Origin of the sequence: Ruegeria profundi (assembly GCF_020171505.1) — a bacterium.
GTDB classification, from domain to species: Bacteria; Pseudomonadota; Alphaproteobacteria; order Rhodobacterales; family Rhodobacteraceae; genus Ruegeria; species Ruegeria profundi.
The window spans coordinates 887,800-904,410 of the sequence record NZ_JAIUZS010000001.1 but is presented as its reverse complement, the minus strand read 5'-3'; the positions used below and the strand labels follow the sequence as shown (position 1 = coordinate 904,410).

Genomic DNA, 16,611 nt, shown 5'->3' with positions numbered 1-16,611 from the left:
GAAGGCGCTTTGAAAGCCATGAACCTCAAGCAGCTCTCTGAAATCCTCGGCTTGTCGCAGACCACGGTTAGCCGCGCACTGAACGGATATCCCGAGGTGAACGAGGGTACGCGCACTCGTGTGCAGGCGGCGGCGGACAAGCATGGATACCGGCCAAACATCCGTGCCAAAGGGCTGGCGACGGGGCGTTCGCTGGTGATCGGGCACGTGATTCCAACGTCGTCACGGCACGAGATGGTGAACCCGATTTTTGGAGACTTTGTCGCGGGCGCTGCCCGGACCTATGCCGAAAAAAACTACAATATGATGTTTACCCACGCGCCGGACACCTCGATCGAGGATTCATATCGCAGCCTTTTTTCACGCGGTGCGGTTGATGGCGTTGTTCTGCAGGGGCCCAAAGTGAACGAACCACGTATTTCCGTGCTGTCGAATATGGGCGTTCCGTTTATCGTGCATGGCCGCTCGACCGGTGTGGACTTACCCTATGATTGGATCGACGTTAACAACCAACGTTCTTTCGAGCGGGCAACGCAGTTTCTGATTGATCTGGGGCATCGGCGTATTGCGTTGATCAACGGCTTGGAAGAGATGGATTTTGCGCAACGTCGCCGTAACGGCTACATGGCGGCGCTGCAAAGGGCAGGGGTTACACCCGATCCGGCGTTGCTGCGCAGCGCAGAGATGACCGAGATTTACGGGTATCAGACCGTATGTGACATGTTGAAACTGGATGACCCGCCCACTGCCATTCTGGCCTCGTCCATCATCTCGGCGGTTGGTGTCCGCCGCGCGTTAGAGGAAAACGGGTTGAAAATGGGCCGCGATATATCGGTCATCGCGCATGATGATGAGTTGTCTTACATGCGCAACGGCCAGGACGTTCCGATTTTCACTGCCACACGGTCGTCCGTGCGCCGTGCCGGCGAACTTGCGGCTGAGATGTTGATCGAGCGGATAAATGCACCCGATGATCCGCCAAAGTCATGCCTGCTTGAAGCAGAGCTTGTGGTCGGCAACTCAACAGGTCCGGTTCGGCAGAGGTTGTAAAATGAAGCATAAGCGAAGTGATTTTCCAGACGATTTCATGTTTGGGGTCGCAACCTCGGCCTATCAGATCGAAGGACATGGGCAGGGGGGTGCTGGCATGACCCACTGGGACAGTTTCGCAGCCACGCCCGGAAATGTCGTAAACGCGGAAAACGGTGATGTGGCCTGCGACCACTACACTCGGTTCGAAGATGATCTGGACCTGATAAAGGGGGCAGGTTTCGACTGCTATCGCTTTTCAACCAGCTGGGCGCGTGTGCTGCCAGAAGGGCGCGGCCCGGTCAATCAGGAAGGTTTGGACTTCTACGACCGGCTGACGGATGCCTTGCTAGAGTGCGGCATCCGTCCCTGTGCAACCTTGTATCATTGGGAGCTGCCTTCGCCGCTGGCTGATCTGGGGGGCTGGCGGAACAGGGATATCGCCGGCTGGTTTGCAGATTTCACCGAAATCATCATGCGCCGTATCGGTGATCGTATGTTCAGTGTTGCTCCGATCAATGAGCCGTGGTGTGTCAGTTGGCTGAGCCATTTTGAAGGTCACCACGCCCCCGGCCTACGCGATATTCGCGCGACAGCCCGTGCGATGCACCATGTCCTGCTGGCCCATGGCCGCGCGATCGAAGTGATGCGGGGGATGGGCATGTCCAATCTGGGCGCCGTGTTTAATCTGGAATGGGCCGAACCGGCTGACGACAGCCCGCAGGCGCAACAGGCGGCTGCACGCTATGACGGTATTTACAACCGTTTCTTTTTGGGCGGCGTGTTCAATAAGTCCTATCCCGATACAGTTCTGGAAGGGCTTGAACCCTATTTACCGGATGGGTGGCAGACTGATTTCGATACAATCGGTGCTCCTGTCGATTGGTGTGGTATAAACTACTACACCCGCAAGCTGATCGCGCCTGCGGAAACGCCATGGCCAAGCTTGCGTGAGGTTCCCGGCCCGCTGCCCAAAACACAGATGGGATGGGAGATTGATCCGGCGGCCTTGTCTCGGTTTCTGCTTCGTACGGCCACAGAGTATACGGGTGATCTGCCGATCTATGTGACGGAAAACGGTATGGCCAGCCCACAGCGTCAACAGGACGATGATCGTATCGACTATTTGGATCAGCACCTGTCTGCTGTTCAGGCGGCGCTTGACCACGGTGTTCCGGTCAAGGGTTATTTTGTCTGGTCTTTGCTGGACAACTACGAATGGGCCTTGGGCTATGAAAAGCGCTTTGGGTTGGTGGATGTGGATTTCGAAACCCTGAAACGAACACCCAAGGCGTCTTATTTTGCCCTGAAACAAGCCCTTGCCAGCGAGTGAATGATTAGGGCTGATGGCGGATCAGCGCTTGGGTAGAAAAGGACTTGTGACACAACTTTTTTCGCCCTAGGCCATGTTTCAATTCGCAATTGCGACCAGGCGGAAGCACGAGTGTGGCAGGTGCTCCTTTCGTGGCTGCAGCCCGTTGGATTGGAACAATTCAACTTAGCGGCTTTTCAATCGGACTGGTTGGCAGTAAGTGTTTCTGACGTCAGCGGCTCAACCGGGTTGATGGCAATCAAATGTGGCTAAACCTCTGACTGCAACAGGCTTAATTTCCTGCCGCGTTCTCGGGAAGCCATTGTTTCTAAGGCCTTGTGGCCGTAGTGAGTTTTGAGGCCCGGTTAAGGCCTGACACGCTTTGCCCGCGTGGTGGAATGGTAGACACAAGAGACTTAAAATCTCTGGGCCGAAAGGCCGTGCCGGTTCGAGTCCGGCCGCGGGTACCACACTCAAGAAAAATAAGAATCCCAATTTTATTTACGGTGTGATCCTTCGGACATGCGCGCCAAGCGCATCCACGGCATATCATACGGTCGTCCGGCCACGCGCTGGGCACCGCACCTTCTGAGTAGGCGAAAACCCCTTAATTATGGTCGCCAAGCAGAATGTTTCTTGCTTCGGTAATTTGCGCAGTCAACGCAGCTGAGCCGCCTTGATCAGGGTGTACGCGTTTAATCAACCGGTTGTACGCCTCGCGGATTTCTTCGGCGCTGGCACCCGCATTCAGGCCAAGAATCTGGTACGCCTCTTCTTTGCTTAGCGGGTGCAAGTTCGGGGGTTTGTCTTCTTGGGTGTAAGAGCGCCAATCGGGGTGCGCACTATCAAGGTAAGCTTCAAGCAATCGCTCAGTTTCATCATCATCACCGATTGCCGCGTGCAGATACATCAGTTCTGTAAGGTCGAGGTCTGAAAGCAGCTGGCCCTCGTGTTTACCGGTCAGAATCCGCCCGTCTATCTTTCCTGACTGGTGGTCAAGCGTCATTTCCAGTCGCGCTGAGCGAACCTGCGATGTGCGCGTTTTGCTGGTTTGGCCCAGCGATGATCCTCTGAGCAGAACCAAACTGACGCCCATGATTATGAGTGGCACTGCAAGCGCAAAAGCACGGGTGGTTATCAGCGCCACACCAATCGCGATCAATGCAAAACCCACCGCCCTTTGCGCGCGGCTGCCTAGAATAGAGCGGGCCGCGTTCATCAGAACCCACAGCAAAAACGCTAAACCGACGGCACTGGCGACAACGGTCAGGAATGGAGGCATCAGCGCATATCTGACAGAAGTTGTTTGGCCTGCGAGTTGTCAAGCGCCTCCAACGCTTTTCGACCGCCAGCCGCATATGTGGCAACCGCAACAAGAAGCGCCTTCAATTCATCGGCCGACCCTGCGTTAAACGGCAGGTAGACACCCCCGGTCAACCGGGCGATTTCGCGGAACGCGATTGCGGCTGTTGGGTCGGCGCCATCATGAAAAGCAAACACTTTAACACCGTTCAGGCGCAATTCACCGGCCAGCCCACATAGCTTGTCCACGTCTTCTTCCATTGAGTCGCCGACATATACCAAAGCGGTCAGAGGCTCTTGCTCGGCCATTTTCTTGGCATGTTTCAACACTTTGGCAATCTGGGTCAAACCGCCCCGGCAATCTATTTTCTCCATCATCGCGCGCAAGCTGTTTGCGTCATTGACCCACCGTGAGGCGCGAGCTTCCTGATTGCTGCGAAAATAGACGAGCTGCACAGATAGGTTGCCGACCGCCTCAGCGGCAGAAAACATCTCGCCCTGTAGGGCGCAGGCCATGTCCCACGTCGGTTGGCGGCTCATGGTTGCATCCAGCGCAAAAATCATCCGCCCGGGCGATGCGGACTGCATCGCGGCCAGCTGTTTGGTCTGATACAGGAAATCGCTGATCTCTGTTTCAGTTGATTTGCGCGCAGCCGGAAGGTCGGTTTTTTTCTGACGTGAAAGGTCGTTGCGTTGCATCACACTAGAGTATTTGTTGCGGGCGATTCTGTACACGCTTTTGAGCGTTCTGGGGTGGTACTTGGGATATTAGCCCGATTTGACGGTGAGAACAGAAGGCATCTTGCTGGATGGCTGTTGCTTCCATTTTCAACGCGCGATCTGCCCGATTTGAAAGACCCTTTGCCACCCGGCAGCGGTGCACACGCTGACGCAAACGCGCATCAAGCCTTGCATATCAAACGGTCCAGCAGTTCGAATTTCCGCTCGACAAAAGCCAGAAAACGGTTTGAGGTTGCCGACATTCGGCGATCGCGACGCATGACACATCCCAAATGGCGGTCCGGGTCCCCGATTTTTATTGGTAGGAATGTCATCATATTCTGCCGTTGCATCATGAAAACGACCGAAAATGGCAGGACTGTCAGTGAATCCGATCCCGCCAAAACGTTTACAACAGCACTCAGCGAGCCTCCGGTGAAACTGATCTTTAGTTCCCGCACACCTATGCCGTCCAACGTGTTCCTCAAGTCGCGGAACAGCGGGCTGTTCGCTGGCGGAGCAATCCAGGAATACTCGGTGATGTCCTCAAGCTTCACTTCGGATTTGCGCGCCAAAGGATGACCGACACGGCAGGCAATGACGTTTCTGCCGGGCAGGATTTGCCGGAACTCATACTCTTCTGACAGGTCGGCTGGCCGAATTGGAAGAATCGCCACATCCAGCGTTTCGCTGGAAATCTTGGACAACAGCTCGGCGGGGTAGCCATATGACTGATCGATCCGGATGTTTGGATGCTCGGCCTGAAATTCTGCGATAACACTAGAGATAACGCCATCCATGAAGATCGGCGTGCCCGCAACCCGGACTGCGCCGGACAGCCCTTGACGATGCTCATCCACCAGCCGGCCGGCGTGTCGGCCCGCCTCAAGGATCCTTTTGCCTTCCTGCGCCAGCGCAACTCCAAGTTCTGTCGGCTGTAGAGGTCTGCGGGCGGCAAGGAACAGGGGCTCGCCCACGCGGTCTTCCAGCAGGGAAACACTCCGTGAAACACTTGGCTGTGATTTTCCCAGCAAAGCGGCACCTTCAGTCAGCCCACCGGATTCAACAATAGCTGCAAGGATTTCAAGATGTCTTGGGTCGAGCTTCATAACCCAAAGTTATATTGATCGTCCAAAATTCGATCAAGAGTGAATTCGCAACCTGCTAGGATTTCCCTAACACGATAAGTCCGCGCAGGTCAGGAAGAACTTCAATGGCATTTGGCATCACCAGCATCAATGGTCAGAAGGTCCGGTTTGGTGTTGGTTTGCGTAACGACATTTGTTCCGAGCTGTCAGAGCTGGGGTCTGAAAAGGCGCTCGTGCTTTCGACACCTCAGCAGGTGGATATGGCGATGGAACTGGCGACTGCGATTGGTGATCGTGCGTCGGGCCTCTTCACTCGCGCAACGATGCACACACCGGTCGACGTGACCGAAGAAGCGGTTGAGCATGCCCTGTCAATTCAAGCCGATAGCCTGGTCTCAATTGGCGGTGGTTCGACCATCGGTTTAGGCAAGGCAATTGCCCTGCGTACCGGGTTGCCGCAGATCGCGATACCAACAACCTATGCCGGCAGTGAGGCCACCCCGATCCTTGGACAGACAGAGGGTGGGGTAAAGACAACCCTGACAGATGCAAAGGTTCTGCCGCGCGTCATTCTTTACGATCCCGAACTTGTCGCGTCACTGCCGCCCGCGATGACCGTGACCAGCGCCTTGAACGCCATGGCCCACGCAGCCGAAGCGCTGTACGCCAAGGACCGCACGGATCAGACGACCGAACTTGCCGTTGATGGTCTCAAAGCATTTGCCGAAGGCTTGCCAAACGTTGTCGAAAACCCAGGCGATCTAACGGCGCGAGAAGAAACGCAACGTGGGGCATGGGCTTGCGGCACCGTTCTTGGTCAGGTCGGAATGGCGCTGCATCACAAGCTCTGTCACACGCTGGGCGGCTCTTTCAACTTGCCGCATGCCGAGACCCACGCAATCGTTCTGCCGCATGCTATTGCTTACAACGCCGTGGGTGTGCCTGAACTGCTGACGCCGGTCTCGGAAATACTGGATGGTGGTGAGCCGGGGCAGGCGCTTTGGGATTTTGCCAAGAAAATGGGCGCGCCAATGGCTTTGAAGGATCTTGGAATGTCCGAAGCCGATTTGGATCGCGCGACCGAGATTGCACTCAGGAACCCGTATTGGAACCCACGGCCAATAACCGCTGATGGGTTGCGGGCGCTGCTGCAAAACGCCTGGGCTGGAAACGCTCCGGGCATTTGAGTTCACCGTGTCAAGGGAGGGACACATGATCACAAGACGCAAACTGCTACAATCCAGCGCTGCAACCGGCCTTGGCCTTGCCGCTGGCGCACTGGCCGCACCTGCAATCGCGCAGGGGGCAAAAATCAAACTTGGATATGTCAGCCCTCAGTCGGGGCCGCTGGCTGCATTTTCCGAGGCGGACAAATTCATTCTGGACAACTTTGCCGCGTCAGAGGCCGGCGCGAATTTTGAAGTCATTGTCAAAGACAGCCAGTCAAACCCGAACCGGGCCGCGGATGTCGCGGGTGAATTGATTGTGGATGATGAGATTGACCTGATGCTTGTCGCCTCAACGCCCGAAACAACCAACCCGGTCGCCGCGACATGCGAGGCCGAAGAGATGCCCTGCATCTCAACCGTCGCCCCGTGGCAGCCCTGGTTCATCGGGCAGCAAGGCAACCCCGGTGACCCGTCAAGCTGGGAACCCTTCTACTACGCCTATCACTTCTTCTGGGGTCTGGAAGATGTGATTTCAGTCTTCACTGCAATGTGGGGACAGTTGGAGACCAACAAGCAAGTTGGCGGCCTGTTCCCCAACGACGGCGACGGCAACGCCTGGGGTGATCCAAATGTTGGCTTCCCGCCTGTGTTGTCCGAGCTGGGATACACCCTGACGGACCCGGGACGCTATCAAAACCTGACCGACGATTTCTCGGCCCAGATCAACGCCTTCCGACAGGCGAATGTTGAAATCGTAACCGGCGTTCCGATCCCGCCTGATTTCACAACGTTCTGGAGCCAGGCCAAACAGCAAGGGTTTACTCCTAAAGCCGCAAGCATCGGCAAGGCGATCCTGTTTCCGCAAGCGGTCGAGGCATTGGGCACCGCAGGCAATAACCTGAGTTCCGAGGTATGGTGGTCTCCGACGCATCCATTCTCCTCCTCGTTGACGGGGTCGAGTTCGGCGGAATTGGCACTAGGCTACATGGCCGCCACCAACCGGCAATGGACCCAACCCATCGGTTTTGTGCATGCGCTGTTCGAAATGGCAGCCAATGTCATGGGCCGCGTCGATGACGCCGGTGACGGAGACGCCGTAGCGGAAGCAATCGCTGCAACACAACTGGAGTCGATCGTTGGCCGGATCGCGTTTGATGGCGCGGGACTGCCACCCTTTGCCGCGAAGAACGTCGCAAAAACGCCGTTGGTCGGTGGGCAGTGGCGATTGCTTGACGATGGCAGCTACGACCTTGTGATCGTCGACAATTCTTCAGCGCCCGAGATTCCAACAGCCGGCGTCATGGAAGAAATCTCCTGATCATTTCAAAACCAAAGCCCCGGTTTCCGGGGCAGGACTACCGGTATGACAATTCTTTCGCTTAGAAACGTCTCGAAAAGCTTTGGAGCTTTGACGGTTGCAGACGACGTCAGTTTTGACGTCGCGGCGGGGCAGGCGCTTGGGATCATTGGTCCCAATGGCGCCGGCAAATCGACGCTGTTTAATTTGATTACCGGAAACCTGACCTCTGATGCAGGGTCGATCCATTTCGATGGGGCTGACGTGACCCGCGTTCCGCCGATGCAGCGGTGCCTGTCTGGGATTGGGCGCTCTTTCCAAATTCCCCAGCCCTTCGATCACTTGACCGTCTTTGAAAACCTGCTTGTTGCCGCAACACACGGGCAGGGCAAGTCAGAGCACGAGGTCGAACAAGACTGCGTGCGAATTCTGGAACAGACAGAAATGTCGGAGGTGGCGAATGACCCCGCAGGTAGCCTTCGGCTGCTGCAACGCAAGCGTCTGGAACTGGCGCGGGCGATGGCGACCCGTCCAAAGCTGCTGCTTTTGGATGAAATCGCCGGTGGGCTGACGGATGCCGAGTGCACTGCCCTGATCGATACGATCAAAAGCCTGCACGCAAGCGGTGTGACGATCATCTGGATCGAGCATGTCCTTCATGCGCTGACATCCGTGGTCGAGCGGCTTCTGGTTCTGGATTTCGGCAAGGTAATTGGCCTGGGCGATCCGGACGAGATCATGAACAGCCGCGAAGTCAAAGAAATCTATCTGGGGATCGAAGTCTGATGAGTTTGCTGGAAACCCATGCGCTGACGGCTTCTTACGGGGATTTTCAGGCCTTGTTCGGCGTGGATATCCGTCTGGAAGAGGGCGAGGCCGTTGCAATCATCGGCGCGAATGGCGCGGGAAAATCGACCCTGATGCGATCCATCTCAGGCGTTTTGATCAATGAAACCGATCAGGTGCAGTTTGACGGTCAGCCCATTGGCCATTTGACCGCGGATGAGATCATGGCACGCGGTGTTGCAATGGTACCCGAAGGCCGCCGGCTGTTTCCTTCGCTGAGTGTCGAAGAAAACCTGCTTATTGGAACCTATGGCCGGAAAGTCGCGGGACATTGGTCGCTTGAAACAGTCTACGATCTGTTCCCGATCTTGAAAGAGCGCCGAAACCATCCGGGAACCGCGCTGTCGGGTGGTCAGCAGCAGATGGTTGCGATTGGTCGTGCCCTGATGAGCAATCCGCGCGTTCTGCTTTGTGACGAAATCAGCCTTGGACTGGCCCCCGTGGTTATCAAGGACATTTACGCCGCCGTGCCCCGCATTCAGGACGCTGGGGCCAGCCTGATCGTGGTTGAACAGGATATCGGGCAAGCGATGAAGGTCTCGGACCGCGTCTACTGCATGATGGAAGGCCGTGTCACCCTTGAGGGGGCCGCGGACACGCTCAGCCGCGAGGCCATCCATGATGCTTACTTTGGAGGAGCCACCATATGATCTGGATCGACACCATCATTCAGGGTGTGCTGCTGGGCGGGCTTTATGCGCTTTTCGCCGCCGGGCTGAGCCTTGTATTCGGGATCATGAGGCTGGTCAACCTAGCCCACGGCGACCTGATTATCTTCGCCGCTTACCTGATCCTTCTGCTTGTGTCGCTGCTGGGACTTTCCCCATTTCTGGCAGCGATCATCGCCGCACCGATCATGTTTGGCGTCGGCTGGGCCTTGCAGCGGCATGTTCTGAACCGGGTGCTTGGGCCTGATATCCTGCCGCCCTTGCTGGTCACCTTCGGCTTGTCCGTCGTCTTGCAAAACGCTTTGCTGGAAGGGTTTTCGGCAGATAGCCAACGGCTGCCAGCTGGTGAGATCGCAACGGCCTCGGTTCAGCTAGGCGGTTTGAACCTGGGTGTGCTGCCGCTGCTAACCTTTGCGTCGGCAATTCTTGTGATCGTTGGCCTCAACCAGCTTTTCTATCGCACCGAACTGGGCCGAGCCTTCCGTGCAACATCAGATGATGCCGTTACCGCCGGTCTGATGGGAATCCGCCCGGAACGCATATTTGCCACCGCAACCGCGATTGCGATGCTGGTGGTGACGCTGGCGGCCCTCTATCTGGGAATGCGCGCGAACTTCGACCCCAATATCGGCCCAGCACGTCTGATCTATGCGTTCGAAGCGGTGATCATCGGTGGGCTGGGCAGCCTGTGGGGTACGCTTGTGGGCGGTGTCATCATCGGTGTCGCGCAAACAGTGGGTGCCGCGATCAATCCAGAATGGCAAATCCTGGCTGGTCATCTGGCCTTTCTCATCGTGCTTCTGATCAAACCCAGGGGCCTGTTTCCAAGGGCGGTGGACTGATGGCTGATATCCCGATGTATCGCGTCAGGACGCAAACGCGCGCCTCATACAGTGCCGGGGCAGTCTGCGTCGTCTTGATCGCAGTGTTTATTATGCTTCCAGCCTTTGCCGGCAGGGGGCTGATCCAGGACCTGTTTTTCATCTTCACGATGCTGGTGCTGGCGCAGTTCTGGAACCTGCTTGCGGGCTATGGTGGGCTTGTCTCCGTTGGTCAGCAGGCCTTTGTGGGCATGGGGGCTTACGCCATGTTCGGTGGCGTGATCCTTTGGGGCATGGACCCGGTTCCCGCGATCCTTCTGGGCGGAGTTGCGGCCTTGATTGTAGCCATTCCCACGGCGTTCTTCGCCTTCCGCCTGCAAGGGGCGTACTTTGCCATCGGCACATGGGTGATCGCCGAGGTGATGCGCCTGCTGGTCGCCCAATGGAAGCTGCTGGGTGGCGGCACCGGCACCTCTCTGCCGCGCACGGCAACGCGTGAGATGTGGGCGACCGACTGGATACAGGCCACCTTTGATGTCCGCGGGGCTGCTGCGCGGGATATCCTGACATATTGGTTGGCCCTTGGGTTGGTGATTGCCACGATTGCCGGCATATATTGGCTGCTGCGAACCAAACGTGGTCTGGCGCTGGCTGCTGTGCGCGATAATGTCGAAGCCGCCAAATCGGTTGGCGTTGATGCGGCGCGGATGAAATGGCTGGTCTACCTTGTCTCAGCAATGGGAACCGGCCTGACCGGGGCATTGATCTATGTTCAAAAGGTCCGCATTTCGCCCGACGCCGCGTTTTCGGTCACCGATTGGACGGCTTACGTGATCTTCATCGTCGTAATCGGGGGGATCGGCACAATCGAAGGTCCGATCCTAGGCGTCCTCGTGTTCTTTATCCTGCAAAGTCTGCTGGCGGATTACGGCTCTTGGTACCTCATGGTTCTGGGGCTGATCGGGATCGTGGTCATGCTCTTTGCTCCGCGCGGTCTGTGGGGGCTGATCTCTGAAAAAACCGGGCTGCAACTGTTCCCCGTACGCCGTCGCCTTGTGCTGACCAACCCGCAAGACGGCGCCAACACATCAAAAACTGACAAATAGAAGGAAGCGCAACATGGCCACCATCACAACAGATGTTTTGATCATTGGCACTGGCCCGGCGGGATCAGCCACGGCGGCTTTGCTGGCAAGCTATGGCATCGAGAATATGGTCATCAACCGCTATCGCTGGCTGGCCAATACACCGCGGGCGCACATAACCAACCAACGCACGATGGAGGTTTTGCGGGATCTCGGGCACGAGGTTGAAGCCGAGGCCTATATGCATGCCGCGCATCAGGATTTGATGGGCGAAAACGTGTTCTGCGAAAGCCTGGCCGGTGAAGAAATCGGGCGGATGAAAAGCTGGGGCAATCATCCGCTTTCGAAGGCTGAACATCTGTTGTCCAGCCCGACCATGATGAATGACCTGCCGCAAACCTTCATGGAACCTATCCTGTTCGGCACTGCCTGTCGCCGTGGCACGCAGGCACGGATGAGTACCGAGTACCTGAGCCACGAACAGGATGAAGGCGGTGTCACGACCACATGTCTTGATCGCCTGTCGGGCGAGACCCTCACGGTGCGGTCGAAATACCTGGTGGGCGCCGATGGTGGTAACTCGCTGGTCGCCGAACACGCGGGTCTGCCCTTTGAGGGGCAGATGGGTGTCGGCGGGTCGATGAACATTCTGTTCCGTGCTGACCTCAGCAAATACGTGGCGCATCGCCCGTCGGTGCTTTACTGGGTTATGCAACCCGGCGCGAATGTGGGCGGCATCGGCATGGGTTTGGTACGGATGGTCAGGCCGTGGAACGAGTGGCTGATTGTCTGGGGATATGATATCAATCAACCAGCGCCCGAGGTCGATGAGGCCATGGCAACGCAGGTTGCACGCCAGCTTGTTGGTGATCCCGAGCTTGAGATCGAGCTGATCAGCGCCAACACGTGGACCGTCAACAACATGTACGCCACGCATATGCAGAAAGATCGTGTGTTCATCATGGGAGACGCTGCGCATCGTCACCCGCCCTCGAACGGGTTGGGCTCGAACACGTCGATCCAGGACAGCTTTAACCTGGCGTGGAAACTGGCTGCTGTCCTGAAAGGGCATGCCGGGGCAAAGTTGCTGGACAGCTACAGCGAAGAACGCGCGCCGGTTGCCAAGCAGATTGTCACGCGGGCCAACCAGTCTATTGGCGAATTCGGACCCATTTTTGAAGCGCTCGGAATGGCCGAAGGGGTTGATCCGGAGGTTATGCAAAGCAATCTGGAGGCACGCACGGGCTCAACACCCGACGCACAGGCCCAGCGGCAGGCGATCCGCGAGGCCATTGCGTTCAAGAAGTATGAATTTGATGCGCATGGTGTCGAAATGAACCAGCGCTACGATTCCTGCGCGGTTGAAAAAGACGGCCAACCTGATCCCGGCTTCGAAAAAGACGCCGAGCTGCATTATCAGCCGACGACATGGCCGGGTGCGCGCATTCCGCATGTTTGGGTTTTTGATCACGACACGGGCAACAAGCATTCAACGCTGGATCTGTGTGGTCGCGGAGAGTTCACAATTTTCACCGGCATAGGCGGCGAAGCGTGGGTGGCAGCAGCCCGGGCCGTGTCGGCTGAGTTCGGGATGCCCATCCGGTGCCATGTCATTGGGCCGCGCCAAACCTATGTTGACCATACGGGGGATTGGGCAAGAGCATCCGAAATCTCAGATACCGGCTGTTTGCTGGTCCGCCCCGATCAACACGTTGCGTGGCGCTCCGCAGAATTGCCCGCCGATGCCGAAGCCGAATTAAGACGCGCGCTGAGCGCAGTCCTTTCGCGCTGAGCGAAGTCGGATCAAGCTTACACAGGTTTGGAGGTTACTATGGAAACGCATGAGTTGGGATACTTTACCGAGGAAAACTCGGCCGAGGTTGTTTCCGCGCGCAACAAGAATGCGGAAAGCGAGCGGCTCAAACAGGTGATGGAGGTTGTTATCCGCAAGCTCCATGAAGCCGTAAAAGAAATTGAACCAACACAGGAGGAGTGGTTCGAGGCGATCATGTTCCTGACCAAGGTGGGGCACATGTGCGATGACTGGCGGCAGGAATACATTCTGCTTTCTGACGTGCTGGGCGTATCGATGTTGGTGGACGCCGTAAACTCGCGCCGTCCGACCGGAGCCTCAGAGAACACCGTGCTCGGCCCCTTCCATGTGGGCGGCGCGCCGGAATACGAGATGGGGCACAATATCTGCCTTGACCAGAAGGGCGAGGACATGGTCGTTCGCGGGCGCGTTACCGATGTGGACGGCAATCCGCTGGAAGGCGTCAAGATTGATGTCTGGCAGGCCAATGACGACGGTTTCTACGACGTCCAGCAAAAGGGTATCCAGCCAGATTTCAACCTGCGCGGCGTCTTTACGACCGGGGCGGACGGGACCTATTGGTTCCGCGCTGTTCGGCCCAAGAACTACTCGATCCCCGATGACGGCCCGGTAGCCGACCTTTTGCATCGCCTTGGGCGGCACACCTACCGGCCCGCGCATCTACACTATATCGTCTCGAAAGAGGGGTTTGATGATCTGACGACCCATATCTTTGATCCTGACGACGAATACATTAACTCTGACGCGGTATTTGGGGTCAAAGAAAGTCTCATCGCTGAATTCAAGCGCGTCCATGACCCGGCGCGGTCAAAAGAGGTTGGCTTTGACGGGCCATATTGGGATGTTGAGTTCGACTTTGTACTCGCACCAAAAGAGGCGTAAAATGGCGGAACCGTGTATCATATGTGTGGCAATTACGGGGTCTGTGCCCACCAAGACCGACAATCCAGCCGTTCCCACAACTGTGGAAGAACAAATCGAAAGCACGCAGGAAGCGTTCGAGGCAGGGGCTGCGATCTGCCACGCCCATGTGCGCAACGACGATGAAACGCCCTCGAGCGATCCCGAGAAATTTGCCCGACTGAAAGAAGGGCTGGAGAAGCACTGCCCCGGTATGATCATCCAGTTTTCCACAGGCGGGCGTTCCGGCGCGGGCAAGACACGTGGTGGCATGCTGCCGTTGCGGCCGGATATGGCCTCGTTATCTGTTGGATCGAACAATTTCCCAACGCGCGTTTATGAAAACCCGCCTGATCTTGTTGATTGGCTCGCGGCTGAGATGATTGAGTATGATGTCAAGCCAGAGATCGAAGCCTTTGACCTGAGCCATATCCTGATGGCTGCCGAGATGCACAAAAAGGGAAAGATAAAGGATACGCCTTATGTACAGTTCGTGATGGGTGTCAAAAACGCGATGCCAGCTGATCGGGACGTGTTCGATTTTTACGTCAAAACGGTGAACAGGTTGTTCCCCGGAGCACCGTGGTGCGCGGCAGGGATAGGTCCAAACCAGATCGTTTTGAACGATTGGGCGATCTCTTCGGGCGGGCACGCCAGAACAGGTTTGGAAGACAACGTCCGAATGGACAGAAATACTCTGGCCCCGTCAAATGCCGCTCTGGTCGAATGCACTGCAAACATCTGCGCGCAGTACGAACGCCCGGTCGCGACACCTGCACAAGCCCGGGCGATACTTGGGTTGGCTTGACCCTGAACCGCCACGGTCACCATGGCAAAGGAGCGATGCGTCGCTCCTTGCATTTAAACATGCTGCGCGACCGCATTGCGCAGAAACAGGCGATGATCCAACAGGTCGCTGACTATCTGAGGGGAAAACACAGGAGTGCGGCGCAAACCACGATATTTACAACCCAAACTGACAGCTCAACCTTGCGACGTACCGGCAGATTTCTTAGCGGATCAATCATAGTCAAACCTCTCAGACAGAATCCGCTGTGATGAAGTGCCTCTGGCAATAAGGTGATCTTCGACAACATCCATCATGTCATTCGGCCCGCAGAGCACGAACAGCCAGTTGTCAAACTGTTCGGAAGACAACGTGCGATCCAGAAGCGGGCCGTCGATCCAGCCTGTTTCCCCGCACCAGTTATCTGGCGGTTCAGATAAAACAAAAACCGTGTCTTCCCTGGACAGTTCTTGCCGATAAACAATCTGCTCTTCCAGACGATTTCCGTAAATCAATTTGATATCGCGTTGATCTGCGTTCGAACGGACTTGGCGCAATATGCTCAGCAACGGTGCTATGCCCACGCCACCTGCCACAAGAACAATGCCGCGTTCAGGGCGATCATCCACACAGAGATTTCCGTGCGGCCCATCAAGATAAGCTAAAGTACCCGGCTTAATCTGTCCCAGCGTTTGGGTGAAATCGCCAAGCTCTTTTATAACGAAAGAAATGGCAGGGCTATCCACAGGGGCGGAACTGATCGAAAAGGGATGTTCGTGCAGAGAAAACGCGCTGTGACCGACATTCAGCCACGCGAACTGGCCCGCAGCGAACGTTAAACCATTGTGACCATCTGGTCTGACCTTTAGTTCCCATTGCCTTGGCGTCAGCCGATTGATCGAAACCACGCGCCACGGCCTTCGCATTTGAAGCAAAGGATGGGCGACATAGACATACAGCAAAGTGCCCACAGCAATGCCAGTCATCGCGATCCATAGATACGCCACTGCCGGATGCCCGCCGTAGCGACCGGCATAAACCGTGTGATGCAGCAAAAGACAAGCAAGGAACAAGGCCCCGATACCATGCAAGAGACGCCAGGTTTCGTACTTGTAATCAAGTGTCTTCCGCGCGATCGCCGAGATGACGAGTATGAACAGCAAGAGATAGGCACCGATCCCCGAAGCCAGCGCAAAAAAGTCTGTCGTAATCGTCAGTTGCGAAGATACGTCCCAAGGGCGTTGACCGCCAGAGGGTGTGCCCTGATACAGCAGCGGATGTAACAGCGCAAACGCGAGCGCCGTGCGCGCCATCACCTGATGCACCCGCATTGTCACGTCCATACCAACACCGGAAGAGATAAATCTAAAGCGTCCGGATAGCAGGAACTCCATTAAGATTATCGAATACGCAAGCATTCCAAGCGCGGATGCAAGTTCTTGATGAAAAGATCGCGGCGGCCAATCAAGGGACCAAGACAACCCCAGCGGCGCCAGGATCAGCGCCATGTAGACCAGCACCAGATACGGCCATTTCATCAAATATGCTCCAATATGCTGAAACTAGGCTGTTCCTGCTTTTGAGTTATCTAAGCCAGGAAGCCCACTGTCGTTGATCTGGGCCTCTTTGGTCGGCCTTTTATTTATATTTGTCGGTCAGTCATTATCCACAAAATTTCCGGCACGCTCTGCGGTCGAGGTAATCAAAAAACCTGCTGCGTGGGCTTGAGCAAGATCAAGGTCCACGGCTTTTT

General features: G+C 56.4%; 15 protein-coding genes and 1 tRNA gene. 12 read left to right on the top strand and 4 right to left on the bottom strand.

Features of this window, described 5'->3' with window-relative positions; translation table 11 throughout:
• Nucleotides 1–18 precede the first annotated feature (18 nt).
• From LCM21_RS04350 to LCM21_RS04340, 3 genes are all read left to right on the top strand, one after another.
• A complete protein-coding gene (locus LCM21_RS04350) occupies nucleotides 19–1,050 on the top strand; it encodes a LacI family DNA-binding transcriptional regulator (RefSeq protein ID WP_224889477.1) in 1,032 nt (343 codons plus the stop codon).
• Nucleotide 1,051: 1 nt separating this feature from the next.
• On the top strand, nucleotides 1,052–2,362 hold the full coding sequence (locus LCM21_RS04345; RefSeq protein ID WP_224889476.1) for a GH1 family beta-glucosidase: 1,311 nt from the start codon (nucleotides 1,052–1,054) through the stop codon (nucleotides 2,360–2,362).
• Between the two features lie 363 nt (nucleotides 2,363–2,725).
• Nucleotides 2,726–2,811, top strand: a tRNA-Leu gene (locus tag LCM21_RS04340).
• Between the two features lie 137 nt (nucleotides 2,812–2,948).
• Here LCM21_RS04340 and LCM21_RS04335 read toward each other — a convergent pair.
• From LCM21_RS04335 to LCM21_RS04325, 3 genes are all read right to left on the bottom strand, one after another.
• Nucleotides 2,949–3,623, bottom strand: coding sequence for a DnaJ domain-containing protein (locus tag LCM21_RS04335; protein ID WP_224889475.1), 675 nt, complete (start codon nucleotides 3,621–3,623; stop codon nucleotides 2,949–2,951).
• Nucleotides 3,623–4,342: a vWA domain-containing protein gene (locus LCM21_RS04330; protein WP_224889474.1), complete on the bottom strand. Its 720-nt coding sequence runs from the start codon at nucleotides 4,340–4,342 to the stop codon at nucleotides 3,623–3,625. Before LCM21_RS04330 ends, LCM21_RS04335 begins: the two co-directional genes overlap by 1 nt.
• Nucleotides 4,343–4,545: 203 nt before the next feature.
• Complete coding sequence (locus LCM21_RS04325) at nucleotides 4,546–5,472, bottom strand: LysR family transcriptional regulator (RefSeq protein ID WP_224889473.1); 927 nt, start codon at nucleotides 5,470–5,472, stop codon at nucleotides 4,546–4,548.
• 104 nt (nucleotides 5,473–5,576) lie between these two features.
• Here LCM21_RS04325 and LCM21_RS04320 point away from each other — a divergent pair, with 104 nt between their 5' ends.
• Genes LCM21_RS04320 through LCM21_RS04280 form a run of 9 tightly spaced genes read left to right on the top strand, consistent with a single transcriptional unit; the run spans nucleotide 5,577 to nucleotide 14,879 of the window.
• On the top strand, nucleotides 5,577–6,638 hold the full coding sequence (locus tag LCM21_RS04320) for a maleylacetate reductase (protein WP_224889472.1): 1,062 nt from the start codon (nucleotides 5,577–5,579) through the stop codon (nucleotides 6,636–6,638).
• 25 nt (nucleotides 6,639–6,663) lie between these two features.
• Nucleotides 6,664–7,938: an ABC transporter substrate-binding protein gene (locus LCM21_RS04315; protein WP_224889471.1), complete on the top strand. Its 1,275-nt coding sequence runs from the start codon at nucleotides 6,664–6,666 to the stop codon at nucleotides 7,936–7,938.
• Nucleotides 7,939–7,983: 45 nt separating this feature from the next.
• The gene (locus LCM21_RS04310) at nucleotides 7,984–8,703 is read left to right on the top strand and encodes an ABC transporter ATP-binding protein (protein WP_224889470.1); all 720 of its coding nucleotides are present in this window, start codon (nucleotides 7,984–7,986) and stop codon (nucleotides 8,701–8,703) included.
• A complete protein-coding gene (locus LCM21_RS04305) occupies nucleotides 8,703–9,413 on the top strand; it encodes an ABC transporter ATP-binding protein (RefSeq protein ID WP_224889469.1) in 711 nt (236 codons plus the stop codon). Before LCM21_RS04310 ends, LCM21_RS04305 begins: the two co-directional genes overlap by 1 nt.
• Complete coding sequence (locus tag LCM21_RS04300) at nucleotides 9,410–10,273, top strand: branched-chain amino acid ABC transporter permease (RefSeq protein ID WP_224889468.1); 864 nt, start codon at nucleotides 9,410–9,412, stop codon at nucleotides 10,271–10,273. The genes LCM21_RS04305 and LCM21_RS04300 overlap by 4 nt, the downstream gene beginning before the upstream one ends.
• Nucleotides 10,273–11,358, top strand: a complete 1,086-nt coding sequence (locus LCM21_RS04295) for a branched-chain amino acid ABC transporter permease (RefSeq protein WP_224889467.1) — start codon at nucleotides 10,273–10,275, stop codon at nucleotides 11,356–11,358. The genes LCM21_RS04300 and LCM21_RS04295 overlap by 1 nt, the downstream gene beginning before the upstream one ends.
• Nucleotides 11,359–11,371: 13 nt before the next feature.
• Nucleotides 11,372–13,129: an FAD-dependent oxidoreductase gene (locus tag LCM21_RS04290; protein WP_224889466.1), complete on the top strand. Its 1,758-nt coding sequence runs from the start codon at nucleotides 11,372–11,374 to the stop codon at nucleotides 13,127–13,129.
• Nucleotides 13,130–13,168: 39 nt separating this feature from the next.
• Nucleotides 13,169–14,053, top strand: coding sequence for an intradiol ring-cleavage dioxygenase (locus tag LCM21_RS04285; protein WP_224889465.1), 885 nt, complete (start codon nucleotides 13,169–13,171; stop codon nucleotides 14,051–14,053).
• 1 nt (nucleotide 14,054) lies between these two features.
• On the top strand, nucleotides 14,055–14,879 hold the full coding sequence (locus tag LCM21_RS04280) for a 3-oxoadipate:acetyl-CoA acetyltransferase (protein ID WP_224889464.1): 825 nt from the start codon (nucleotides 14,055–14,057) through the stop codon (nucleotides 14,877–14,879).
• A gap of 212 nt (nucleotides 14,880–15,091) precedes the next feature.
• On the opposite strand, the gene LCM21_RS04275 is transcribed toward LCM21_RS04280, so the two are convergent.
• Nucleotides 15,092–16,396: a ferredoxin reductase family protein gene (locus LCM21_RS04275; protein ID WP_224889463.1), complete on the bottom strand. Its 1,305-nt coding sequence runs from the start codon at nucleotides 16,394–16,396 to the stop codon at nucleotides 15,092–15,094.
• Between the last annotated feature and the right edge of the window lie 215 nt (nucleotides 16,397–16,611).